The organism is Brumimicrobium oceani (assembly GCF_003143775.1).
Classification (GTDB): Bacteria; Bacteroidota; Bacteroidia; order Flavobacteriales_D; family Crocinitomicaceae; genus Brumimicrobium; species Brumimicrobium oceani.
Window position 1 is genome coordinate 161993 of the sequence record NZ_QFRJ01000002.1, and the last position, 16316, is coordinate 178308.

Below are 16316 nucleotides of genomic sequence, written 5' to 3' on the forward strand. Positions count from 1 at the left end.
ATATTCTACAAATTTAAACGATATTAATCGCATATACTCAATATATTATGTATTTTATTCACAATGCTGTATTAAAAGGCGACAAACTATGATTTATAAGTTCTTAAATACTTAATAAACAAGGTTAACCACCCAAATATCAGAATCAACCCTCCAATTGGAGTGATTGGACCGATAAATTTATTTATTTCTACACCTGCGGCAGGGAGCAATACCAAGGCAAATATAGATCCCGAAAACAAGATTGTTCCTATTAAAATGGCGTTAAACTGATAGCCAATTTCAAAATCAAACTTATGTACTATTCCTGCTAACCCTAAAGCGCCTAGTCCATTATAGATTAAATAACTCGTTCCTGTGGCAAAGCTCTCAATTCTGCCCTCCTCTATTCCAATAGTTTCTAAATAATGGGCTCCCATGGCACCGAGTATAATTCCCAGAACTATAAATAATAATCCAACTAATATAAATTTCTTATCATTCATTCATCAAATTCTTTGCATTCATTAAAGCGGCTTCATTCACTTTGCTTCCACTCATCAATTTTGCTATCTCTTCAACTCGTTGTTCGTTATCTAAACGGCTCAAGTAAGTTTTAGTAATTCCTTTTTCATCCCTTTTCTGAACCAAGATATGATCGTTTCCTTTACTCGCGACTTGAGGCAGGTGGGTTATTGCTAATAATTGCATAGTCTCTCCCATCTTCTTTAAATGTTCTCCGATTTTTTGAGCGACCTCTCCGGAAACACCAGTATCTATCTCATCAAAAATAACGGTGGGCAGTTGCTGTTTTTGAGATAAAAGATATTGAATGACCAACATCAATCGAGACAATTCTCCACCGGAAGCAGATTTTTCAATAACCTGGGGCGACATCCCTTTGTTTGGAGCAAAATACAAGGAAATGTTATCTGTTCCGGACTCACCTAATTCGACCGTTTCAAAATGAAAACGTATTGTTGCTCCAACCAATTTCAGTTGATTGAGCAAAACAGCCACTTCCTTTTCTAGCTTTTTAGCCACCTTTTTTCTTGCGGAAGATAATGTCTCAGCATATTTTAAAGCTTTGACGTTAACCACTTTAAGTTCTGCAGTCATGTCTTCAATTCGTTCATCAATCTGACCAGAATCTTCAACCTCTCTAGACAATGAATTATAAAGTGTCAACAATTCTTCCTGTGAGTTCAGGTTATGCTTTCGCATAGCCGAATTGTAAGCATCTAATTTATTAATATATGTATTTAGTGTTTCAGGTTCTAAAGTCATATCAGACAAGTCATCCTCTGCATTCGCAGCAATGTCATTCAATTCCAACTTAACAGATTGTAATCTCGTCATTAACTCCTGAACTTTCGGATCATTGACATTGGCATTTTTAGTCAATTTATTTAAGGTAGTTAACACTCCCTCTTCATCGTCATTTATGAGATGTGAAATCATTTGGTAAGCAGATTTGATTTCCTCAAACTGCTCTCCACGTTCCACTTCTTTTTCTATACTTTCATAGTCTAGTTCTTTTAAATTGAGTTTAGACAATTCCTCCAATTGAAACGAATTAAACTCATACTCTAACTCTAGTTTAGATTTGCTTTCCTCTAGACTTTTTATTTTTCGTTTTAATGATTTAGAAGTGCTATAAAGCGCTTTAAGCGATATTAAAGTGCTTGTATTTTCAGCAATAACATCGAGAATTGATCTTTGAAAGGCCGCATCTTTAAGTGACAAAGTATGGTGCTGTGAGTGGATATGTATTAATCCTTGGGTCAACTCCTTTAAAACATTTAATTGAACTGGAGTATCATTTATAAAAGCACGAGACTTCCCCTTAGCATGAATCTCTCTTCGAATAATTGTTTCAGACTCTAGATCTAAATCATTGGTTTTAAAAAAATCAGAATAAGTTGATTCGTCTATGTTAAAAACGGCCTCTACAATCGTTTTCTTCTCCTCATTCCTGATTACGGAATAATCTGCACGTTCGCCCAAAATTAATTTAAGCGCGCCCAGTAAAATAGATTTTCCAGAACCCGTTTCCCCAGTAATAACAGCAAAGCCGCTTTTAAAATCAAGTTGTGCATTTTCTATTAATGCAAAATTCTTTACGGATAATCGCTTAAGCATTATTCAAGTATTTCTTGGTATTTAGAAGAATTAGCAGGGTCAAGTCTTTTTAATGTATTGACCACCGTAACCTTATCTTTTCTATCTGCCTCCGAGTAAATGCCCTTCAACTCTTCTCGTTTGGCTTGGGTAAAGTTCAAAACATTCACAGAGCCTGGGCGAGCGCTATTTACTGATAACAATTTGTTAAGCGCCGAAGTGATATTCGTTCTTGCCAAGTTTTGATCGCTGTATAAATTATCTAAACCATCCCTATGGTATTCGTAATAGCACTCTCGTAAAGGAGAAAATAGTTCTTGCATTGTGTTATCAATAAGCCAATACCTGTTTCTTCTGCCTTTTTCGCTTGCTCTCCAACCTAATCCTCCAGCACTTTGAGCCAGTGTAACAACATTTTGCGCCTTTGCGAAATGAGGATCTCCCGCATTTAGAGCAAAAGAATCGGCATCTAAGCCTAAAATATAATAGGCATAAAAAGACAACACAGAAGCTAAATTACTACTGAATTGATTTTCTGTAAATAAAATTTGTGCATTTCTTTGGAATGTAAATCCAAAATCTTGGTCAAGAAAATTAAATAAAGTCGTGTTGTAGGTAGAATTATAAACAGGCCTTGTAGCTTGAATTTGTAAAGACACTTCATAAGAACCTGTTGACTTTATTTTTGTTATTGAGATTTGAAAAACACAATTGATGCGCTCTTCTACTTCATATTGGTCTTTGGTCCAAGAGGTATTGTTCATTAACTCAAAAATGGCTTGCTCTAATCCTTCAAAAATTTCTTGTTCTGTAGTGGTAACATCAAGCGCGGGATCTGATACGACATTCACTTGACAGTTTAATTCTTGTGCGGATGTTAGGGAAGCAAAGAATAAGGTTAATATGCTGAAAATGTATTTCATTTCTTTAATTTCATTAGATAATCCAATATACTATTGGCTACAACTTTCTTTGAAGATAACTCAAATTTAGTAGTTTTATTGTGAAAGTCCAACAAGGTAATCTTATTTGTATCGTGTCCGAAACCAGCGCCCTCATCTTCAAGGGAATTTATAACAATTAAATCCAGATTTTTCTTTTTTAGCTTCTCTGCTCCATATTCGATGGCATTGTTGGTTTCCAAAGCAAATCCGACCAAGAACTGATTCTCTTTTTTTAATGTCCCAATACTTTTTAAAACATCTGGGTTTTTCACCATTTCGATATTCATTACATCAGAAGATTTTTTGATCTTTTGTTGCGCTACAGATTTTGGTCTATAATCTGAAACTGCAGCTGCAAAAATACCTCCTGTGCAACTTGGGAAATGTTTGGTTGCTGCAGAAAGCATCTCTTTAGCAGTCTTCACATCAATTCGAGTAAGATTTTTGTGTTGAAGTTTGAGCTTTGTCGGTCCTGAAATTAAAATAACCTCTGCTCCTCTTTCCAACAACGCTTCTACCAAAGCATATCCCATTTTTCCTGTAGAGTGATTTCCAATAAAACGAACAGGATCTATGGCCTCGTAGGTTGGGCCTGCCGTAACCAATACCTTTTCCCCCACCATAGATGTTGAGTTTTGAAAAAAGGACTCCACTACATTAACAATTGTTTCTGGTTCAGCCATTCTTCCCTTCCCGATCAAGCCGCTCGCTAAAAACCCATCCTCTGCAGGAATAATTTTAACACCGTGACCTTCAATTTTACCCATATTCTCCTCTGTTGTTTCATGGGAATACATGTCCAAATCCATTGCCGGGGCAACGATTACTGGACATTTTGCAGAAAGATAAGTAGCGGTTAGTAAATTATCACAAAAACCATTGGCAATTTTCGCTAAGGTATTAGCAGTAAGCGGAGCTAAAACCATAAGATCTCCCCAAGCACCTAAATCTACATGATTGGTCCACTCACCATTTTCTTTGTTCCAAAAATCAATGTGTGCGGGATTTTGAGATAGGGTAGCTACCGTTAAAGGTGTTATAAAATCAGAAGAGGCAGGAGTTAAAATACATTTAACTTCTGCCCCTTTTTGTTTTAATATTCTAATTAAAAACGCAATTTTATATGCAGCAATACCTCCAGAGATACCGAGAACAATGCGTTTTCCTTTTAACATTGCGAGTTAATTACCCTTCGATTGCACGAATAGACAACTCACCGTTTTCGAATTCATCTATTGCCATAGCGGTTGGCTTTGGTAGACGTTCGTAAAAACGGGAAATTTCAATTTGTTCTCTGTTTTCAAAAATTTCTTCTAGATTATCTGTAGTAGATGCAAACTCTTGAAGTTTTTGAGTTAATTCTTCTTTTAAATCAACATTAATCTGATTTGCACGCTTAGAAAGCATTACAATAGACTCATAGATATTGTCAGTTCCTCTTTCTAAATCAACTGTATCTCTAGTAATTGTTGAACGTTCTGCTCTACTATTTTTAAAGCTCATATTTATAAAATATTATATTAACTATTGACTAATTCCTTTTCTGCTCGTTTTTGAAAAACTCTTGCTTTTTCAAGTAATTCTGAGTCAGGGTATTTTTTGGCAAAGTTATCAAATCTTTTCAATGTTTCCTCAAGATAATATACTTTTTTCTGTTCAGATGTAGAACTAGACAATTCGTATGCTTCGGCAATATCCCTGTAGGCATATTGCTCCGCTACGTAAATTAATTCTTGCGCTAAATCTTCATTATACTTTGCAGTCCTTTTTTCGTAAGACTCTCCTTCAAACAAAAAACTGTATTTAGCATAGGTTTCCATTGCATTTTCTACCCTTTCTTTTTTCTTCTGCAAAACACTTCGCATAGCTAAATCGTAGGAATTTTTGAATTGCATAAATGCAGCCTCTTTAATATATACAGACCTTGGATAATCTTCTAAAAAAGATCGTGATGCTGCAACAGCTGCTCTACTCTTCTCCATTCTATCATACAATCGCACCGATTCGAACTTTTTTGTTTCTAATTTGAATCTTAAACGATCCATTGTTCTATTACAAGAATCAATCAACTTACTATCTGGGTAACGTTGAACAAAAAGCTGTAAGTCATTTAGTGCCAACTCAGTTTCCTCTTGATCTAAAGAAGCCGAAGGACTATTCTGAACGGAGCAAATCGCCGTCATAAATAAGGCTTCCTCTGCATTCTCACTAAAAGGATAACGCTGCGTGAATTGATTAAAATAATATCCTGCCATGTAGTAATCGCCTACTTCGTAGTAAGATTTTGCAATTCGATAATAAGCTACCTCCCCTTTATCTGTTTTTGGAAAACGTTGATAAATTTGCTCATATAAAGTTAAGGCTTTATTATAAACACCTTTATCATACATTCGGTTGGCATGAAGAAACTTCTCCTCGTAATCGTCTCCTTTAAGAATTTTTTGATAATCACTACAAGAAAACAAAACACTTGTTAGTAGTGCTACAGCTAGTATTTTAAAAATTATTTTCATCAGTGCAAAAGTATAATATTTATGTCTTGCAAAGCAATTTTTTAGAGAGTTTAACTAAAAGTGTTCTATTTGAAACCACTAATTGCCGTGAATTAAAACAGTTACTTAGCTACAGAAGCACTACACTTGCGCCCCGACGAAAATGGAAATCTTGTTGAAAGCGAGTGCCCAACGACCAAACAAAATAAGCCACAAAAGGAAGCTCTACTTTTGATTGCTAGTCGTGCAGCAACCCGCTAAAACAAATTGGAATTGTAGGCGGTAACATTAATTTGAATTTGAAAACTGGACAAGCTCAAGCCGCTAAGCTCTTAAATTAAAGCGTGATGCTTGCTGGCGCCCAAAATTTAAAATTGATAGATACCCCGTAATTCATATAAACATCATAAGACTACCCTTTCAAACTGCAATAAGCACTATCGTATTTTCTTGTAGAAAACTTTGCTAATAATTAGAATACCAGAGACTCAACCCTTAGATCATCCGAAGACAATATTTTGATCATCCATTTAAAATTTTGTAGGGAAGAAAATTGGCTTTTACAATCTGTGAGATAAAATGATAGCCCTAAAATGTTAAATATCTTACTCTACAACTAATTGCATGCTTAAAAATTTCTTTTCTTTTCCAAAAACAAATAGCTTCGCGTCATGAAAAAAATATATCGAACACATTTTTTATTAGCTATAGTGACTTTTTTTAGTCTTCATACCTTAACAGCTCAAATTCCTCCTGGATATTACACACCCGCAGACGGACTCAATGGAACAGCATTACAATCGGCTTTGAATAATATTATAAAAGGACATATTGAATTTCCTTACTCTAGCAGCAGCACAGATGTTTGGGACATCTTAAAAGAAACAGATAGAGATCCCTCAAATCCTAATAATGTAATCTTAATTTACACCGGAAGATCGATAAATGGCCCAGCAGAATATGCAAACAACAATGGCTGGAATCGTGAACACGTTTGGGCTAAATCTCATGGAGATTTTGGGACATCTAAAGGCCCAGGAACAGATGTTCACCATTTAAGACCGAGTGATATTGGTGTAAATGGAGACAGAGGAAACATGTGGTTTGGAAACGCAAGTACACCTCATTACGATGGCGGCGCTGCAACTGGCAACTTTTACGACACTGGTCAACATTTATGGCAACCTAGAGCAGAGGTAAAAGGAGATGTTGCTCGAATGATTTTCTATATGGCCACGCGTTATGAAGGTCAAAATGGCGAACCAGATTTAGAAGTTATTGATTACCTGCCTTCAAACAACAGTACATCCGAACCTGTTCACGCTTTGCTTTCTGACTTACTGGAATGGCACAACGAAGATCCTGTTGATGATTGGGAACGCAATAGAAATGATATTATTTATTATGATTATCAACAGAATAGAAATCCATTCATTGACCACCCAGAATACGCCGAATTGATTTGGGGAGATCCTGCAACTACATCAATTAGTCAAGAAAACATGAAGTCCTCTAAAGAGTTGCTTAAGATTATTGACATCACTGGTCGCGAAGTCCAATTCAAAACAAACACCTTATTGATTTACATCTACTCTGATGGCTCTCGCGAGAAAAAATTAACACTTGAATAGGCTTTTTACTAAAAAAACCTAAAATAGTAAACGATTAATTTTCAATCGAATAAATTACTTTAATTTAAGATCACATTATTAAACATTGCGTGGTTTTGTTATTAAATGATATTGAAAATCAATAAACATACGGCGTAATAATTACTCACTATTAAAAACTAATATTATGCTTAGATTATCGATTGGATTAATTGTAGTTGCAGTAATAGCAGCCATTTTTGGATTTGGAGGAATTGCAGCCGGTGCAGCTTATGCTGCCAAAATTGTATTTTTTATTGCAGTGGCATTAATTGTTCTTAGTTTAATTTTTGGGGGCTTTCGAAAAAGCTAAACTCCTTGATCAACAAAAAAAGATACTTTTCTCTCTGAAAAGAAAAAAGTTTAACAAAATATGAAGAAAAGAGACACAACTGCTTGTGTCTCTTTTTTTGATTCTAAAAATCGATTACTACAAGATTATGTGCAAAATAAATTTTATTCAATCAATAAAAACGCCTTTTCGTTATTCAAAAACCCTCATACCTTATTACCACCTGCTTAACCCTAATTACTTTGTGCAATTGAACTTTAATATGATTCAAATCATAAAATGAAAAAATAAGTTGACTTAACTTTCCGGCTTATTTAAAAGTTAAGTTAAATGACAAAAGCACATAGCTTCCATATTCCTGTTATGGGAATTGGATTCACAATAGATTCCCCGATGAAGGTTGCACAATATGGTATTGACTCCGTTGTCTCGCTTGTAGATGATGAGTTGATGGAGAAACTAAGAAAAGTGTACAGCAAAAAGTTCAAGATCAATTATATTGAAATTCCAAAAAAAATTAATGATTACAGAGCAAAAAGAATAACATCGTATTTAAACTTGATTAAAGAGGTAAGCGAACAGAGGTTTGAAGAACTCAAAAAATCGGCAAACGGATTAAAAGATTATTTTAGCTTGTGTAACGAAGAAATCCCTGCGAAAGAACTTTGCAAAAATAATATGACATTAGGAAGTATTGATGTTAATATTATGACCAAAGTAGATAAAGAAAACTATAAAGACAAGGAACTTTTACCCTTTGAATACAATGACGCACACGCAGCTTTGCGTGGTTATGCTCAAAGCGCACTAAACACATCTTTAGTCCTTTCTGCAGGAATGAATCCAAGACTCTACAGTTACATTGAACAATTTGAAGACTTTTACGCCAACGAAACAGGTAAAATAAAGAAAAAAATAATACTCAAGGTCAGTGATTATAGGTCGGCGATTATTCAAGGAAAATTTTTAGCTAAAAAAGGGATTTGGGTGTCAGAATACAGGATTGAATCGGGATTGAACTGCGGAGGCCACGCCTTTGCAACAAACGGATTTTTGATGGGTCCCATTTTAGCAGAATTTAGAGACAATAAAGAAAGCACCAAGAACGAACTGTTTTCCATCCTTTGCAAAGCCTTAGCGTCCAAAGGTAGAGTTATACCCAAAAATGCACCCAAAATAAAATACTCCGCACAAGGTGGTATTGGAACAGCAGAGGAACATGATTTTTTACTGAAACATTATGAATTTGACAGTATTGGTTGGGGCACACCTTTCTTACTCGTTCCGGAAGCTACAACTGTAGACAAAGCAACACTGGAAAAACTTAAAAACGCCAAGGAAGATGACTTATACCTCAGTGACATCTCACCATTAGGAGTTCCGTTCAACAACCTTAGAGGAAACTCAAAAGACTTAGAAAAGGAATCAAACATTACAAAAAAACGTCCTGGAAGCTCTTGTCCAAAGAAATACCTCGCGCAAAACAAGGAGTTTACAGAACAAAACATCTGTACTGCGTCCCGTCAATATCAACATTTTAAAATTCAAGAACTACAAGAGGAAAAGCTACCAAAATTGGAATATGAAAAAAGATACAACAAAATCACTGAGAAGTCTTGTATTTGTGTTGGATTAGGGACTTCCGCCCTACTGAATGAAGGGATAGACACCCGAAAAGAAGGTCCGGGTGTATCAGTTTGTCCAGGACCAAATTTAGCTTACTTCTCAAACGAAATGACGCTAAAAGAAGCTGTTGACCATATCTACAAGCGAAAGAACATGATGACACGAACAGACCGTCCGCATATGTTTATTAAAGAACTGCGCTTATATTTGAGCGATTTTAAAAAGAAAATTGAAGAGCTTCCCGTTCATTGGAATAAAAAAGATATTAATTTGTTGAAGTCCTACAGTGAAAATTTACAGAAGGGCATCTCTTATTACAAAGAAATATTTTCATCACAGAATCAGTATTTTATAAACGAAAAAAGAAGGAATATTTCCGAATTAATCAATAGTAGTATACTTTTAAAAAGTTGGTCGGAGAAGCTTGAATTCGAAATAGCTTAGACTCACAAAGGCCTCAAATAATTGCTTGAACCAGTTGTTTTAAGCTTCTTAAAAATAACGGAAACAATTCGCATAATTGTTTCCGTTCATTTTTTAAATAGGTTACCCACAACCATACTCGTTCTTTACAACAATAACAACTATTTGTAAAATAAGTCTTTGAAGCTAAATTAATAGTAAGCGAAAATCAAAAAAAGATTCAGTCCGAAGCCTGAGAAATCCTCAGTCGTTTGACTCCTTCGGAATTGCAGTTGTTATATAAATGATGCAGGAAAGTTGCCTGTCGATTATAAATCCGAAAATACAGAGTATTGAGGAATGTCTTTTGTTGTTCAGAAAAACCTTTAATAAGTCATATTAAACTAAACTCAAAGCTTTTAAATTAATACTAGTGTTCACTTTAGGAGGAATCAATTTTTTAACAGAATTTGCGATAAAATACTTCACTAAATTCAAAAAAAGCAGCTTATATCTTTGGACTTCGTAACATAAGCCATAACTTTGCACAAGATTTGAGTAAATATGCTTTAATCATTATTAATATACAAACAAAGTTTTATGAGTCAAGTTAAACAAAATGACAAGGTAAAAGTACACTACACAGGTAAATTAGCAAACGGTGAAGTTTTCGATAGTTCAGAAGGACGTGATCCAATGGAATTTCAGGTTGGTACAGGTCAACTAATCCCAGGATTCGAGAATGGTGTAATTGACATGAAAGTTAATGAGAAAAAGACAATAGTAATTCCTTCAGCAGAAGCTTATGGCGAGCCACGCGAAGAATTAATTCAAGAAGTACCAAGAGATCGTTTACCTCAAGATATTCAACCAGAAGTGGGTATGGGTTTAGTGTCTAAAGCTCCAGATGGTAATGAAATTCAATTGCTAGTAAAAGAAGTTAAAGAAGATGCCATTATCGTTGATGGTAATCATCCTTTAGCAGGTAAAGAATTAACTTTTGATATAGAGGTGGTGGGAATCAACTCATAATTAATAGTTATAATATAATTTAAAAAGGCGACAGAGTTCTCGCCTTTTTTTTATGTCCAGTTTTTAACAAAAACGCTGTAGCCCTTTGTTTATTAAGAATCAATCTAATTTAGAACTGATATAAATCATGTTTTTATCTGTATCTTAACTGTTAATTATTCACAATCGTGAGTATATTTGTACCATGGAAATTATATACGTAATGTTAGTTGTGAGTTTGCTTCTCGCACTATTGTTTTTAATCTCTTTTATATGGGCCAATAAAACTGGACAGTATGATGATGATGTAACACCAGGCATGCGCATGTTATTCGAAGATGAAGAAGTAAAAGAAAAAGTTGAAATAGAAGTTAAAGAAAAACCAATTAAAGAATAATGGAAAAAGTAGAAGTTAGGTATGACAACAAAATTGTAAAGTACTTTGCGTACGCCACAATTATTTGGGGAATAACAGGAATGACGGTCGGATTGATTGCGGCTTTGCAGTTAGCTTTCCCTGATTTTTTCAATGATTACCTTGGGTATAAGTATATATCTTTTGGTAGAATTCGTCCATTGCACACCAATGCAGTGATTTTTGCTTTCGTAGGAAACGCAATTTTTACGGGTGTTTATTACTCACTTCAGCGTTTATTGAAAACAAGAATGTGGAGTGATAAATTAAGTTACTTGAACTTTTGGGGATGGCAACTAATTATTCTTTCAGCGGTAATTACTTTACCAATGGGATTCACTTCTACAAAAGAATATGCGGAATTAGAATGGCCTATTGATATTGCTATTGCCGTGATGTGGGTTGTTTTTGGTTGGAACATGTTCGCTACAATTCTTGTGAGACGTGTTAAACACCTTTATGTAGCAATATGGTTTTACTTGGCTACATTCGTAACCGTTGCCGTTCTTCACATATTTAACTCTTTCGAGGTTCCTGTGCACTTCATGAAAAGTTACTCTTGGTACTCTGGAGTTCAGGATGCCTTAGTTCAGTGGTGGTATGGACACAATGCAGTAGCATTCTTCTTAACTACACCTTTCCTTGGATTGATGTATTACTTCGTACCAAAAGCAGCTAATCGTCCAATTTACTCTTATAAACTATCAATTATCCACTTCTGGGCATTGATCTTCTTATACATTTGGGCTGGACCACACCACTTATTATATTCAAGTTTGCCAGATTGGGCACAATCACTAGGAGTTGTATTCTCAATCATGTTAATTGCTCCATCTTGGGGTGGAATGCTAAATGGTCTTTTAACGCTGAGAGGTGTTTGGGATAAAGTAAGAGATAATGTTGTATTAAAATTCTTCGTAGTAGCCCTTACTGCTTATGGTATGGCAACATTTGAAGGACCAATGTTATCATTGAAAAACATTAACTCAATTACACACTTTACGGATTGGATTGTTGCTCACGTTCACGTAGGTGGATTAGGTTGGAATGGAATGTTAACCTTCGGAATGATGTATTATTTATTCCCACGCTTATTCAAAGTTGAATTATACTCTAAATCTTTAGCCAACGCTCACTTCTGGATTGCAACTTTAGGGATCTTACTTTGGACTATTCCAATGTACTGGGCTGGATTTAGTCAAGGTTTAATGTGGCAAGAATTTAACCCAGACGGAACTTTAATGTACCCTGACTTCTTAAGTACTGTTACAGCACTTAAACCATTCTACATTATGCGTACTTTTGGTGGATTAATCTACATCATCGGTGTATTTATGATGGCATACAACATCAGAAAAACGGTTAAATTAGGTTCATTCATTAAAGAAGAAGTAGTATTAGTTACTCCAACAATTGACAAGAAAGAAGACCACTCTGGCGAACACTGGCACAGAGTTATCGAGCGTAAACCAGTTCGAATGTTAGTATTTAGTTTCATCGTAATTGCGATTGGTGGTGCGGTAGAGATTATTCCTACAATGGCTGTTGAATCTAACATTCAAAAAATATCTCAAGTTAAGCCTTACACTCCTCTAGAGTTAGAAGGTCGTGATATTTACATTCGCGAAGGATGTGTTGGTTGTCACTCTCAAATGGTTCGTCCATTACGTTTCGAAACAGAGCGTTATGGTGAATACTCTAAAGCTGGTGAATTTGTTTATGACCACCCGTTCTTGTGGGGATCTAAGCGTACAGGGCCAGACTTAGCGCGTGAAGGAGGATTAAGAAGTGATTCTTGGCACTACTCTCACATGATTATGCCTAAAGAAATTTCTCCAGGTTCAATCATGCCTGCTTACCCTTGGTTAGCTGAGGAAAACCTTGACACAAAGCACCTTGAAAAGAAAATTCGCGTGTTACAAAGCATGGGAGTTCCTTATCCAGAAGGTTTTGATCAAGAAGCCATGGCTGATTTAGAAGCACAAGCGAATAAAATTGCACAAAATGTGATTAAGGATTTGAGTAAAGAACAAAGTAATGTAGCCGTTTCTGACATAGCTAATAAAGAGATTATTGCTCTTATCGCTTACCTTCAAAGATTAGGTACAGACATTAAAGCTGTTCCTGCTGATGAGACTGAGGTAGAAACTTCAATGAAATAATAGATTTATGCTTAGATACATTAAACATAACATGTCGGAAATAGTTGGGATAGAAATATTCCCAATTATTTCCCTCGTCATCTTCGTACTCTTTTTTGTAGTAATGCTTTGGAGAATGTACAAAATGACCAAAAAAGAAACAGATATTTATAGTCAAATTCCATTATTGGAAGATGATGAAATTTTAGATACTAACGACACTAAAAATTAATTATGAAAAGAATGATGAACTTAAGGAAATCAATCCTTCTAAGCATTTTAACAGTCGGACTTTCACTTGTGGCCAATGGTCAAGATGGACAAAAGATATACGAAAGTAAATGTTCTGTCTGTCATATTCTTGGAAAGGACGCAACTGGTCCAAACTTAGTTGGTGTAAAAGCAAAATGGGAAGGCGAAGAAGAAAACCTATATAAATGGGTACTTAATCCTGCTAAACTAATAGAATCAGGAGAAAGCGAAAGAGCTTTGATTGCTGAGCAATTTAGCCCTGCTCCTATGCTCGCTCAAAACATAACGATTGAAGAGGCCAAAGCAGTAATTGAATATGCGGATAGTTATGTTGCTGAGGCACCGGTTGCTGCAGCAGCAGACCAAGCGACAGCTGTAAGCACAGACATGGCGACAGGCGATGTTGTTTATGTAGATAATTACGAAGAAAATCTTACCATTTTTAAAGTGTTCATGTTTATCATATTAATTCTTTTGCTAGGAATCTTTATGGTATCACGTAGCACTTCTGCCTTAATTAACTCGGATATGTATCGCGAAAAAATTGCAGAATTACATCACAAGTCGAAAAATGGTGGTAAAGCCTTAACGATGTTGTTGGTTCTTGGATTTATAGGTAGCAGTCAAATGGCAAGTGCATTAAGCTTTACGGGACCAACTCAAGCAGCAAAAGACTTGGAGTTATGGGTTTATGTAACTGCAGCAGATATTAATGCATTGTTGATTATTACTTTATTACTTTTAGGATTCTTGTTAATGATGATCAATATGTTCTACAAAACTTTGAGAATCATTAAACCTAAGGAAGTTAGGGTAAAAGCAGATGGAACTCCAGAAAGAAGCAGTTTTATGCAAGCAATGCAAGGAGGTGTTTCAATTGAAGACGAGCACAAAGTAGATCTTGGTCATGATTATGATGGAATTCGTGAGTTGGACAATCCTATGCCACCATGGTGGGTTGCTTTATTCTATGTAACGATTGCTTTCTCTGTTGTATATGTATTCCATTACCATATTTTAGGTACAGGAGATTTGCAACAAGCGGAGTACGACAAATCTGTTGAACAAGCGAAAATCGAAATTGCAGCATATAGGGAAGCAAATGCCATGAATATCGATGAAACGAATGCTATCCTTATGGAAGAAGCTTCTGATCTGATGGCAGGTCAAGCCATTTATGAAAACAACTGTGCAGTATGTCACCAACCGGATGGACAAGGAGAAATTGGACCAAACCTAACGGATGACTATTGGATTTATGGAGGAGATATTAAAGACGTGTATAAAGTACTTAAATACGGTGCACCGAAAGGAATGCCTGCACACGAATCTATATTAAATCCAATTCAGATACAACAAGTAGCTTCCTTTGTCCTTCACTTTGATGAAGTAACTCCTGAGAATGGAGGGAAAGAACCGGAGGGAGATTTGGTTGAATAAACCAAAAAAATATATAACTTATGAGACGATATAGATTTAGTTGTTAATTGAAGCAGCTGGAATCTATATCGTTTTTTCATATATAATGGCATATTTGACTAGAAATTGTCACTAAAAAAACACAAGATGTTAAAAGAAGAAGACTTATACGAAGATGAATTTAGAGATTCCATCTCAACCATTGGAGAGGATGGTAAAAGAATTTGGGTTTATCCTAAAAAGCCCAAGGGAATGTTTCACAAATGGAGACTTGTTCTTAGTATCTTTTTAATTGCGTTTTTGTTTGTGGCACCTCATATTAAGATTGGTGGACAGCCGCTAATTTTAATAGGTATACTAGAACGTAAATTCGTTCTATTTGGTCAGGTATTCTGGCCTCAAGACCTTTACATATTTGCATTTACGATGATTTTAATGATGGTTTTCATCATCCTATTTACCGTCGTTTTTGGTAGGGTTTTCTGTGGTTGGGTCTGTCCTCAAACCATATTTATGGAGTTTGTATTTCGTAAAATCGAATATTGGATTGAAGGAGACTGGACACGTCAGAAGAAATTAAATAAACAACCTTGGAACAAAGAGAAAATTTTTAAGAAAACTGCAAAGCACTCTATTTTCCTTTTGGTTTCATTCCTTATAGGAAATACATTTTTGGCTTACATTATTGGTGCTGATGCATTATGGGAAATTCAAACAGACCCTCTTTCTGCACACTTAGGTGGTTTCATAGCAATGGTCGTTTTTTCATTGGTATTTTACGGAGTATTTGCTTTCATGAGAGAACAAGTCTGTACAACAATTTGTCCTTACGGAAGACTTCAAGGTGTACTATTGGATAAAGATTCCATCATTGTTGCTTACGACCATAAACGTGGAGAAAGCAGAGGCCGATTCAAGAAAACTGAAAACAGAGAGGAAGTTGGTAAAGGAGATTGTATAGATTGTAAACAATGTGTACACGTTTGTCCTACCGGTATTGATATCAGAAATGGAACTCAGCTGGAATGTGTAAACTGTACTGCCTGTATAGATGCATGTGACGATATCATGGAGGCTGTAAACCTTCCAAAGGGATTAATTCGCTATGCTTCTGAAAACAATATTGAAGGTGGGAAAAAGTTTAAATTCACTAAAAGAATGCAAGCTTACACCGCTCTCTTAGGATTATTGCTAGTGATTTGGGGAGCTTTAGTTTTCACTAGAACAGACTTTGAAGCTGTAGTGTTGAAGAAAAGAGGTTCAACTTATCAGGTATTAGAAAACGGAATAATTAGTAATATTTACGAAATTAGTCTGATTAATAAATCCAAAGAAAGCTTTGATGTTCAACTTCAACTAGAAGATGGTTTAGAGGGCTCTATAAGCATGCCTAAATCTTCTATTTCTCTTGGACCAGAGGAACAAATTAAAGACAATTTTGTGATCCGATTGGATTCAAAAGAGCTTAAACGAGGACAAAAGAAACTCAAGATTAAAATCTTAGGAGACGGAGAAGAACTTTATGAGGTAAAAACAAGTTTTGTTGGACCTTTACTTTAACAAATTAAATTAG

At 35.5% G+C, this 16316-nt stretch carries 15 protein-coding genes; 9 read left to right on the forward strand and 6 right to left on the reverse strand.

The window, feature by feature from the left end:
• Nucleotides 1-86: 86 nt before the first annotated feature.
• From DIT68_RS03555 to DIT68_RS03580, 6 genes are read right to left on the reverse strand one after another with little or no spacing between them, the layout of a single operon-like run.
• Complete coding sequence (locus DIT68_RS03555; protein ID WP_109358438.1) at nucleotides 87-485, reverse strand: DUF423 domain-containing protein; 399 nt, start codon at nucleotides 483-485, stop codon at nucleotides 87-89.
• The gene (gene recN, locus DIT68_RS03560) at nucleotides 478-2121 is read right to left on the reverse strand and encodes a DNA repair protein RecN (RefSeq protein ID WP_109358439.1); all 1644 of its coding nucleotides are present in this window, start codon (nucleotides 2119-2121) and stop codon (nucleotides 478-480) included. Before recN ends, DIT68_RS03555 begins: the two co-directional genes overlap by 8 nt.
• Nucleotides 2121-3023, reverse strand: a complete 903-nt coding sequence (gene porD, locus DIT68_RS03565) for a type IX secretion system protein PorD (protein ID WP_109358440.1) — start codon at nucleotides 3021-3023, stop codon at nucleotides 2121-2123. The genes recN and porD overlap by 1 nt, the downstream gene beginning before the upstream one ends.
• Nucleotides 3020-4219, reverse strand: coding sequence for a bifunctional phosphopantothenoylcysteine decarboxylase/phosphopantothenate--cysteine ligase CoaBC (gene coaBC, locus DIT68_RS03570; RefSeq protein ID WP_109358441.1), 1200 nt, complete (start codon nucleotides 4217-4219; stop codon nucleotides 3020-3022). The genes porD and coaBC overlap by 4 nt, the downstream gene beginning before the upstream one ends.
• Before the next feature lie 10 nt (nucleotides 4220-4229).
• Nucleotides 4230-4547: a DNA-directed RNA polymerase subunit omega gene (locus tag DIT68_RS03575; RefSeq protein WP_109358442.1), complete on the reverse strand. Its 318-nt coding sequence runs from the start codon at nucleotides 4545-4547 to the stop codon at nucleotides 4230-4232.
• Nucleotides 4548-4564: 17 nt separating this feature from the next.
• Nucleotides 4565-5557: an outer membrane protein assembly factor BamD gene (locus tag DIT68_RS03580; protein ID WP_109358443.1), complete on the reverse strand. Its 993-nt coding sequence runs from the start codon at nucleotides 5555-5557 to the stop codon at nucleotides 4565-4567.
• A 650-nt stretch (nucleotides 5558-6207) separates the two neighbouring features.
• Here DIT68_RS03580 and DIT68_RS03585 point away from each other — a divergent pair.
• The 9 genes from DIT68_RS03585 to ccoG all read left to right on the forward strand — a co-directional run bounded on the left by DIT68_RS03585 (nucleotide 6208) and on the right by ccoG (nucleotide 16303).
• On the forward strand, nucleotides 6208-7167 hold the full coding sequence (locus DIT68_RS03585) for an endonuclease I family protein (RefSeq protein ID WP_109358444.1): 960 nt from the start codon (nucleotides 6208-6210) through the stop codon (nucleotides 7165-7167).
• A gap of 166 nt (nucleotides 7168-7333) precedes the next feature.
• A complete protein-coding gene (locus DIT68_RS03590; RefSeq protein WP_109358445.1) occupies nucleotides 7334-7498 on the forward strand; it encodes a DUF1328 family protein in 165 nt (54 codons plus the stop codon).
• A gap of 309 nt (nucleotides 7499-7807) precedes the next feature.
• Nucleotides 7808-9547 (forward strand): hypothetical protein, encoded by a 1740-nt coding sequence (locus DIT68_RS03595; RefSeq protein WP_109358446.1) that lies wholly within the window; start codon nucleotides 7808-7810, stop codon nucleotides 9545-9547.
• A gap of 558 nt (nucleotides 9548-10105) precedes the next feature.
• A complete protein-coding gene (locus DIT68_RS03600) occupies nucleotides 10106-10537 on the forward strand; it encodes an FKBP-type peptidyl-prolyl cis-trans isomerase (RefSeq protein WP_109358447.1) in 432 nt (143 codons plus the stop codon).
• 184 nt (nucleotides 10538-10721) lie between these two features.
• Nucleotides 10722-10913 (forward strand): cbb3-type cytochrome oxidase assembly protein CcoS, encoded by a 192-nt coding sequence (gene ccoS, locus DIT68_RS03605; RefSeq protein WP_109358448.1) that lies wholly within the window; start codon nucleotides 10722-10724, stop codon nucleotides 10911-10913.
• Nucleotides 10913-13093, forward strand: coding sequence for a cytochrome-c oxidase, cbb3-type subunit I (gene ccoN, locus DIT68_RS03610; RefSeq protein WP_109358449.1), 2181 nt, complete (start codon nucleotides 10913-10915; stop codon nucleotides 13091-13093). Before ccoS ends, ccoN begins: the two co-directional genes overlap by 1 nt.
• 7 nt (nucleotides 13094-13100) lie before the next feature.
• The gene (locus tag DIT68_RS03615; RefSeq protein WP_199223373.1) at nucleotides 13101-13304 is read left to right on the forward strand and encodes a CcoQ/FixQ family Cbb3-type cytochrome c oxidase assembly chaperone; all 204 of its coding nucleotides are present in this window, start codon (nucleotides 13101-13103) and stop codon (nucleotides 13302-13304) included.
• A gap of 2 nt (nucleotides 13305-13306) precedes the next feature.
• Nucleotides 13307-14764: a c-type cytochrome gene (locus DIT68_RS03620; protein WP_109358450.1), complete on the forward strand. Its 1458-nt coding sequence runs from the start codon at nucleotides 13307-13309 to the stop codon at nucleotides 14762-14764.
• Between the two features lie 126 nt (nucleotides 14765-14890).
• Nucleotides 14891-16303, forward strand: a complete 1413-nt coding sequence (gene ccoG, locus DIT68_RS03625) for a cytochrome c oxidase accessory protein CcoG (protein ID WP_109358451.1) — start codon at nucleotides 14891-14893, stop codon at nucleotides 16301-16303.
• Nucleotides 16304-16316: the final 13 nt, after the last annotated feature.

Bases quoted from the DNA above. Each gene is read 5' to 3' on its own strand.
- DIT68_RS03555 (WP_109358438.1), bottom strand. From the start codon at position 485: ATGAATGATAAGAAATTTATATTAGTTGGATTATTATTTATAGTTCTG.
- recN (WP_109358439.1), bottom strand. From the start codon at position 2,121: ATGCTTAAGCGATTATCCGTAAAGAATTTTGCATTAATAGAAAATGCA.
- porD (WP_109358440.1), bottom strand. From the start codon at position 3,023: ATGAAATACATTTTCAGCATATTAACCTTATTCTTTGCTTCCCTAACA.
- coaBC (WP_109358441.1), bottom strand. From the start codon at position 4,219: ATGTTAAAAGGAAAACGCATTGTTCTCGGTATCTCTGGAGGTATTGCT.
- DIT68_RS03575 (WP_109358442.1), bottom strand. From the start codon at position 4,547: ATGAGCTTTAAAAATAGTAGAGCAGAACGTTCAACAATTACTAGAGAT.
- DIT68_RS03580 (WP_109358443.1), bottom strand. From the start codon at position 5,557: ATGAAAATAATTTTTAAAATACTAGCTGTAGCACTACTAACAAGTGTT.
- DIT68_RS03585 (WP_109358444.1), top strand. From the start codon at position 6,208: ATGAAAAAAATATATCGAACACATTTTTTATTAGCTATAGTGACTTTT.
- DIT68_RS03590 (WP_109358445.1), top strand. From the start codon at position 7,334: ATGCTTAGATTATCGATTGGATTAATTGTAGTTGCAGTAATAGCAGCC.
- DIT68_RS03595 (WP_109358446.1), top strand. From the start codon at position 7,808: ATGACAAAAGCACATAGCTTCCATATTCCTGTTATGGGAATTGGATTC.
- DIT68_RS03600 (WP_109358447.1), top strand. From the start codon at position 10,106: ATGAGTCAAGTTAAACAAAATGACAAGGTAAAAGTACACTACACAGGT.
- ccoS (WP_109358448.1), top strand. From the start codon at position 10,722: ATGGAAATTATATACGTAATGTTAGTTGTGAGTTTGCTTCTCGCACTA.
- ccoN (WP_109358449.1), top strand. From the start codon at position 10,913: ATGGAAAAAGTAGAAGTTAGGTATGACAACAAAATTGTAAAGTACTTT.
- DIT68_RS03615 (WP_199223373.1), top strand. From the start codon at position 13,101: ATGCTTAGATACATTAAACATAACATGTCGGAAATAGTTGGGATAGAA.
- DIT68_RS03620 (WP_109358450.1), top strand. From the start codon at position 13,307: ATGAAAAGAATGATGAACTTAAGGAAATCAATCCTTCTAAGCATTTTA.
- ccoG (WP_109358451.1), top strand. From the start codon at position 14,891: ATGTTAAAAGAAGAAGACTTATACGAAGATGAATTTAGAGATTCCATC.